The organism is Sulfurospirillum tamanense, assembly GCF_016937535.1.
In the GTDB taxonomy this organism is placed as follows: Bacteria; Campylobacterota; Campylobacteria; order Campylobacterales; family Campylobacteraceae; genus Sulfurospirillum_B; species Sulfurospirillum_B tamanense.
The window spans coordinates 13,250-20,768 of record NZ_JAFHKK010000015.1 but is presented as its reverse complement, the minus strand read 5'-3'; the positions used below and the strand labels follow the sequence as shown (position 1 = coordinate 20,768).

Annotated in this window: 8 protein-coding genes; all 8 read right to left on the bottom strand. The window is 48.8% G+C overall.

What is annotated here, in order from left to right; translation table 11 throughout:
* Window positions 1-8 precede the first annotated feature (8 nt).
* Genes JWV37_RS07665 through rfaD form a run of 8 tightly spaced genes read right to left on the bottom strand, consistent with a single transcriptional unit; the run spans window position 9 to window position 7,386 of the window.
* The gene (locus JWV37_RS07665) at window positions 9-944 is read right to left on the bottom strand and encodes a glycosyltransferase family 9 protein (protein ID WP_205459205.1); all 936 of its coding nucleotides are present in this window, start codon (window positions 942-944) and stop codon (window positions 9-11) included.
* The gene (locus JWV37_RS07660) at window positions 941-1,978 is read right to left on the bottom strand and encodes a hypothetical protein (protein ID WP_205459204.1); all 1,038 of its coding nucleotides are present in this window, start codon (window positions 1,976-1,978) and stop codon (window positions 941-943) included. The genes JWV37_RS07665 and JWV37_RS07660 overlap by 4 nt, the downstream gene beginning before the upstream one ends.
* Complete coding sequence (locus JWV37_RS07655; protein WP_205459203.1) at window positions 1,975-2,892, bottom strand: glycosyltransferase family 9 protein; 918 nt, start codon at window positions 2,890-2,892, stop codon at window positions 1,975-1,977. The genes JWV37_RS07660 and JWV37_RS07655 overlap by 4 nt, the downstream gene beginning before the upstream one ends.
* Window positions 2,889-3,647, bottom strand: a complete 759-nt coding sequence (locus JWV37_RS07650) for a glycosyltransferase family 2 protein (RefSeq protein WP_205459202.1) — start codon at window positions 3,645-3,647, stop codon at window positions 2,889-2,891. The genes JWV37_RS07655 and JWV37_RS07650 overlap by 4 nt, the downstream gene beginning before the upstream one ends.
* Window positions 3,648-4,430: a lipopolysaccharide kinase InaA family protein gene (locus tag JWV37_RS07645; RefSeq protein ID WP_205459201.1), complete on the bottom strand. Its 783-nt coding sequence runs from the start codon at window positions 4,428-4,430 to the stop codon at window positions 3,648-3,650. It lies immediately after the preceding gene.
* On the bottom strand, window positions 4,405-4,980 hold the full coding sequence (gene gmhA / locus JWV37_RS07640) for a D-sedoheptulose 7-phosphate isomerase (RefSeq protein ID WP_205459200.1): 576 nt from the start codon (window positions 4,978-4,980) through the stop codon (window positions 4,405-4,407). The genes JWV37_RS07645 and gmhA overlap by 26 nt, the downstream gene beginning before the upstream one ends.
* On the bottom strand, window positions 4,977-6,392 hold the full coding sequence (gene rfaE1 / locus JWV37_RS07635; RefSeq protein ID WP_205459199.1) for a D-glycero-beta-D-manno-heptose-7-phosphate kinase: 1,416 nt from the start codon (window positions 6,390-6,392) through the stop codon (window positions 4,977-4,979). Before rfaE1 ends, gmhA begins: the two co-directional genes overlap by 4 nt.
* The gene (rfaD, locus tag JWV37_RS07630) at window positions 6,385-7,386 is read right to left on the bottom strand and encodes an ADP-glyceromanno-heptose 6-epimerase (RefSeq protein ID WP_205459198.1); all 1,002 of its coding nucleotides are present in this window, start codon (window positions 7,384-7,386) and stop codon (window positions 6,385-6,387) included. Before rfaD ends, rfaE1 begins: the two co-directional genes overlap by 8 nt.
* Between the last annotated feature and the right edge of the window lie 133 nt (window positions 7,387-7,519).

Genomic DNA, 7,519 nt, shown 5'->3' with positions numbered 1-7,519 from the left:
GAATCCCTTTATGCTAAAAGTGCGATTTTATCTAAAACATCCTTAGCCTTTACCCCTCTCATGCACGCATGGTGTCCCAAGGGACACACACGCTTCATGCAGGGTTGGCAGGGTAGGTCGAGCTTTACGATACGCTCATTGGGGTTGTGCCACCCGTGGGTTTCGGTGTTCATGGTGGGACCAAAGATGGCGACGGTGTTAACCTTGTACGCCGCGCTTACATGTAAAGGGCCGCTGTCGTTGGTGATGAACCACGCTAGCCCTCCGATGTAGGCGCACAATTGTGCGATAGTGGTTTTCCCCGCTAAGTTTTGCACGTTGGTGACGTGTGCTTCATGGAGTAAGGTTTCGATTTCCAAGGCGATGTCTTGTTCGCTTGGCCCTCCAAAAATGACGATGTCGTGGGTGGAACTAAGCGCGATGGCAACCTTGGCAAACTCTTCAGGATACCACCGCTTGGCGCTCCCGTAGGTTGCGCCAGGGTTGAGCCCTAGGGTAGGGCGCGCAAAGGAGTGGGGTGCAAAGGGCAAGACCAAATCCCCAAGCGGTAACGCTACGCCTAAAACGTGGGCGGCAAAATCGTTGTAGCGTTTGACTTGGTGAATGCTTGCTTTGTCAAGGCGACGGTAGCGCGCTTTTTGACGCGCGTTAACGCACCAGAGCAAAAAACGTGTACTCCATTGCCTGCGAAACGAGACAGCAAGGTCAAATTCTCCCAAAGTCTTAGTTTTTTGATAAAGCCACTGCCAGCGGTTTTTACTTTGTTTGCTCTCATCCACCTCCACGGAACTCACGCTAGGATGGGCTTTGTACACTTCCGTGGCGACTTTTGAGCCAAAGACTACTACTTCCGCACCTTTAAAATGGGTCATGACATTTTCCACCGCCACGCTTGCCATGATGGTATCGCCTAGCCACACGGGCACTTCGATAAAGAGTCTCATCGGGCACTTTCTTGGAGGAGTTTTTTAAAGGTATCAAATCCTTGCATTTTGTGGAGTCCTTCGCGGTTGTCGACAAGCCCATAGCCTGGCGCGATGAGTTGGTGCCAAAAGAGTTTACGCACCTTGCCACTTTGCTTGGCGGTGGTGACGTACGCCTTCAAATAGCGCGCATAGGTCGCCTCGTCCACGCACTCTTTTTCACTGGTTGGGGCGTAAGGTGCGGTGTTGGAGAGAGGCCAATTCACTTCGGTGATGTAAAGGTCATCGCTACTTTTGGGGCTAAGTTTCGCAAGGGCGTACAAAAAGGCGATTTTCGCTTTCGTGTTAAAACCCAACTGTTTGTTGTGGGGCGCGCCCCGACGGTCTACGTATAAGAGTGCCGTGTGGGCGTCAAAGCGGGTGTTAAACCCATGAAAGAGTGCCCGCGCGGTGTAGTGGTACTCAAAGTCGATGACGGAGGGGCCTAGGAGTTTGAGGTGAGGAAAGTGGGTGTCGCGCACCGCTTGGACACACTCAAAAAACCGCAAATATTCGCCCACGCTAAAAAAGCCCCATTTGGCGCGGTTGATAGCGTTTCCTATTTGAAATTCCCTCGCCAAAGGGGAAAGCACTTCAAAAACTTTCCTTACATGTAAGGCAGTAAGAGGGAGGTTTTCGATGTGTTCACGGTCTTGAAGCACGCACACCACAACGGTTTTATCGTTCCCAAAACTCTTGATAAACGTCGCGTACGCTTCCAGATGTTCCATCTCCCACAGGGGAAAACGGCACAACAGGTGTTTCACACCAAGCTCTTCCACGAGGGCTACTTGCTCGTGCCCTTTGTCAAGGTTCACGCACAATCCTAACTCAAAGCGCTTTTTGGGCTTGAAAAAAGGCATGGCGCACAGCGCAAGAGGGAGGGCAAAAAGTGCCGTACCAAGGGTTTTAAGATGTTCTCTCCACTGGGCGCGCCGCATAGCATTTTTGTAGGCTTTGTCTTTTAAAAGGGCGGGTTGGTCAGAGTAAGCATCCCAAGAAAACGGGGGTTTCATGCAAGAGCTTCTTTGAGGGCAGTTTCGATGGGGGCAAGGAGGTAATCAGGCTTCAACATGAAATTGTGTTGTTTTTGTGGGTCGTTCACGGGTGCCCAACGTTTGCTAGAGGCAAAAGCGGAACTACCAAAAAAAGATAACGTAGGGATGTTCACTGCACCCGCTAAATGCATGGGGCCTGTGGATGTGCTAACAAACAAGGCACAGTCACTCAAAAAACGGCAATAAGCTTCCAAGCTTTCAAAGGCAGGTAGCAGTGTGGCGGGAAAATCTACCTGCGCTTCCACCTGTGTTTTAAGGGCCACATCATCAGGCCCAAAGGTAAAAAAGACGCGGGTGTTAGGCACGTGACTGGCGATGCGCGCAAGATGTACGTACTCTTCAACCCGCACGTTTCTATCGGTACTACCTCCGCTTCCTGGGTGAAAAACCACTTTTTTTTCGCTAGACACAGGAGTGTTATAAGTGAGCAAGGGCGGGGTAAAAACAGGGTTAAAATCAGGGAAAAGCCCCATGCCAAGTTCGAGGTTATATTGCCATTCGGTCATGGCGACAAGGCTACGGCGTTGGGTGATGCGACGGTTGAAAAAAACTTGCGCAAATTTCGTAGCAGGGGCAACCCGCACCCCAATATTGCTAAGCCAGAGCAACCCTCCAAGCCGCGTGGTAATAAAACAGCTAATAGACGCGTCAAATTTTTCACGGCGCAAAGTGCGCACGAGGGACCAAAACCCTTTTTTTTCATACACGATGACATGGTCTACCCACGGGAGGGTTTTTGCAAACTGGGCATTGACAGGAGCCACAAGCAAGGTGATGTGCGTGGTGGGGTATTGGGTTTTGATGGCCTTTACCAAGGGAAGCGCAGTGATAAAATCACCGATTTTATCGTGTCTGGTGATGAGAAGCTTCACTGATACCCTGCTTCTTTGTTGGCTTCGTAGAGTTTCATGTATTTAAAAAAGTTAGTCACCATGTGCGAAAATGCGATAACTAGTCCCACCCAACCGTCTAAAAAGCCTCGTTTTAAAACATAAGTGCGCATAAAAGAGTAGAGTCCGTTAAAAAAGGCCTTGGAGGGACTGGATTTTTTCTTACCCACATTATTAGTGGCATACAAAGAAGAGTAGCGGTCAGCTTTGATGATAAAATCACTTAAGGAAGCATAAGGATGATGCATTAGCTCACCATAAATAGGCATAAGACTTAAGTCTTTTGTGAGAATTTTTTCATGCACCATGCTATCGGTAAAGGAAGTAAATATTCTGTTGTAAATTCTTGGAATAGATTCTTTCCCCCACCCACAATACATAATGCGTTTGTTATTGTAATAATTATTTCTAAAAACTTCATATACAAAAGTATTATTAAAAATGGTTTTTTGGAGGTTCTTTAAAAGTTCTGCACTCACCACTTCGTCGCAGTCTAATGAAAAAATCCAGTCGTTTTTTGCAAGGCTTGCTGCTAGATTTTTTGTTTCGCCAAAGCCAAAAAAATCTCCTTGGTGTAAAGTAACATTAGCATACGAAGAGGCGATGGATAAGGAGGCGTCTGTGGAGCCGTTGTCATAAACAATAACGTCTTCAAACGCTCTTATGCTGTCTAAAGTCTTTGAGAGTGTTTGGGCACCATTTTTTACGATAATAACGACAGAAATATGTTTTATCATTTACGGACGCTTTGTGAAGAGTGCTTTCATTTTTCTTTTTAACCCCTTCTTTCTTTTTAGCGATTGAGAGTAATGCAATGCTATTGTATTAGCTTCTTGCACATCGATTTTTTCTTTATCAGCATAGGCGGTTATGATTTTTTCAAGATCCTCGTCTTTTGCCCACAGTTTTGAGAAATTTACTAACTTTTGCTTCATGTTTAAAGAAGAAAAGCCCATGCGGTTGATATCTACGACACACATCTGTAGATTTTCTCGTCGAATGAGCACATTGCCAGGGGAGAGGTCTTTGTGGGTGATGTGCTGATGGTGCAAGGTGTGGACAAAGTGTGCGAAAGTATTTAAGACAATCTCTTTATCTGGAAAATTTTCCTCCAACAAAGGTTCCCTGATAGTGAAATCATAGGGCCATTCTTTGGCAATGAAATAGCTCGTATGTAACAAGCCATTTTTGAAAAACTCAATATAAGCGATAGGTTCTGGGGTACAAATTCCTAAATCCAAAAGCTTTTGCGCATTCTTAAAAGATTTTTCGGCTTTGCTTTTTCGAAAAAATGTGTACACAATACGGTTAAAAAGATTGGGCACTTTAAAAGACTTCACCACCAGTGCTTCACCCTTTACATGTAAGGTTTTTAGCTCGTTGCGCGCGCGGTGAATGGTGGCGTTGCTTTGGGCAAATTCTTGTGCAATGTTTTTGCAAAACTCTTCCAAATGCGCGTAAGCGGGCGAGAGTTCAAAACGGCAGGTGCGCATGTTAGCCTTTGGGCGCGTAGGCGTCATCGACCGCTTGGCACAAGATGTGTCCGATGAGTCCGTGCATCTCTTGGATGCGGGGCGTGTCGTTGGAGGGAACGATGAGGTTCACGTCACACAAAGGTGCCATCACTCCGCCGCCTCTGCCACTAAAACCGATGCTTTTGCACCCAAGACTTTTGCCTTTTTCAAAGGCGCGCAAGACGTTGGGGCTGTTGCCGCTCGTGGAAATGCCCACCAGTACGTCTCCTTTGCGTCCAAGGGCTTCGACTTGGCGTGAAAAGATAAACTCAAACCCGTAGTCGTTGCCAATGGCAGTGAGGGCGGACGTGTCGGTGGTGAGGGCAATGCCTGCAAGCCCACCGCGCTCTACTTTGTAGCGACCACTCAGTTCCGCCGCCCAGTGCTGCGCGTCTGCCGCACTCCCGCCGTTGCCAAAAAAGAGGACTTTGTGCCCTTGTTCTAAGGCTTCTACCATCATGATAGCCGCGGCTTCGATGGCGTCTTGCATGCTGTGCATGGTGGCTTCTAGCGTCGCTTGGTGGGCGGCCATTTCCCGTGCAATCATTGTTTTCATTGTTGTGCCTTTTTAAGTATCTGCGTTGTACTGCGCCCTTCTAAAAACTCCACAAGGCGCACGTCTTTGACAAGGTCGCTTCCCACGACCTCTTTGCCCTCATAATCTGCCCCTTTGACTAAAATATCAGGCGAAAGTTCTTGGATGAGGCGGTAGGGTGTCTCTTCGTCAAACACGACCACATAATCCACTGAATTTAGTCCTGAGAGCACAAAGGCGCGGTCCTCTTGGGGGTTGATGGGGCGTTTTTCACCTTTGAGGCGTTTCACCGACGCATCGGAGTTTAGCCCCACCACTAGCACGTTTCCAAAGCTTTTGGCTTTTTCTAAGTAGCGCACGTGTCCTGCATGAAGGATGTCAAAACAGCCATTGGTGAAAATAACTGTCCCCTCTTTGTAGGCACTAAGGAGCGGTTTAAGCGCCTGCGCGGTGAGGATTTTTTCATGGAGCGATGGGGTGGCAAGGGAGCGTTCATACTGGATAATTTCTTCAAGAGTGGCTGTTGCACTGCCCAGTTTCCCCACCACCACGGCTGCGGCAGAAGTAGCAAACAAAGCGGCTTCTGTGATGTTCATGCCGCACGCCAGGGCAAAGCCAAGACTGGCAAGCACGGTGTCTCCCGCGCCTGTAACATCATACACTTCGCGCGCAACGGTGGGGATTTTTTCCACGTTTTGGTCAAAGATAGCCATCCCATCTTCGGAGAGGGTGATGATGGCGTAGGTTAAGTCAAGGTTGTTTTTGAGCTTCATGCCAGCATCCAAAAGCGACGCGTCATCGGTGATGCTGATGTTGGTAGCTAGGGCTGCTTCGGCGCGGTTGGGGGTGATGAGCGTGGCACCGCGGTATTTGCTGTAGTCTTTGCCTTTGGGGTCTACAAGGCAAGGGATGCCCCGAGCATTTGAGAGAGCGATGAGGCGTTGGGTGAATGAGGGGGTCAACACGCCTTTGCCGTAATCAGAAAGTAACACCGCATCTGCCGCGTCCAAAAGCCCTTGCACGTGAGTCAAAAGAGCGGCTTCGCTTTGGGCAGTGATGGGCTCTTTGGACTCTGCATCAAAGCGCACGACTTGTTGGTGGCTTGCCATGACGCGGCTTTTTTTACTGGTTTTGCGCCCCTCTTGACGCACAAGGCTTTGGTGACTGATGCCAAGAGTGTGCAGTTTTTCCACTAATGCGTTGCCGTTTTCGTCGTTGCCAATGACGCTAGCCACATGCACTTTGGCCCCAAGACTAGCAAGATTGGAAAGCACATTGCCCGCCCCACCAAGGACGGTGGTTTCGTTTTTGATGTCCACCACTTGCACGGGCGCTTCGGGAGAGATGCGTTCGCACGCACCCCACAGGTAATGATCCAACATCAAATCCCCCACCACCAAAAGAGTTGGGGTGCGTCCGTGGAGTCTATGCACCCTTGACCTCGCTTTCAAACAACCGTTTGATTTCGGGAACGTAGGCGCGAATGCCTTGTTCTAGGGTGAAACGAGGTGCGTAGCCCAAGTCTTTACATGTAAGGGAAATGTCCGCTTCGGTGTGGGTTTGATAGGCGCTGTAGGGGTTTTGAAAGTAGTCTGTGCCTAGATTCGTGCCCAGTTCTTGTTGCAAAATATCGGCGATGTCTTGGAAACTTCGGGGTTTGCCTGTGCCCACATTGTACACCCCGCTTTTACCCTTTGTAGCGGCAAGAATGTTGGCTTGGATGACATCTTCGATGTAGATAAAATCCCGCACGATAGCGTCCGAACCATAAAAAAGGCGGGGCGCACGCCCGCCAAGGATTTGATGGCCCAGTTGCACCACCATGGAAGCGGTTTTTTGCTTATAAAATTCCCGTGGGCCATAGACGTTAAAATAGCGCAACCCGACGATGGTTAGGTCGGTTTTAGCAGCCCAAAGGCGGGCGAGGTTGTCCATGGCAAGCTTACTAAAACCATAGACATTTTCAGGGGCTTCATGGCCTACTCTTTGAGGGCTTGGGGCATTGCCGTAGGTGGCGGCCGAGGAGGCGTAGACCATCACAGCGTTTTTACGCAAGGCAAGGCCAAGCAAGTCTTCAAAGGCGTTGACGTTGGTTTGCATCATGATGCCTTGGTCCATCACGGTGGTGTCGGAGATGGCGGCTTGGTGGAAGATGAAGTCGATGTCTAGGGACTCTAAAATGCCTAAGTCTTTGGTGATGTCTCCTTGGAGGATTTTGCCTTTGAAGCCAAGGAGATTTTTAAAATGGCCAAAGCTTTTGAGGTTGCCGTTGCTAAAACGCTCTTCATTGCGAAACGTGTCAAGGACGATGACGGTGGCTTTGGGATGGTGTTCTTGAAAATAAAAAGCGAGGTTGCTGCCGATAAACCCAGCGCCTCCAGTGATGAGGATGGTTTTGTTTTCAAATGTTTGCGTGGTAGTGGGCACGAAAAGTCCTTTGGTGTTAAGTGGCGCTAAAATGAGGGAAAATTATAGCACGGGGGACTTTAAGGAACGTAAAAGTATTGATGTGCCAATTTACGTGTCCTGTTTTAGGTTATTTTTATTAACTGCACAGCAA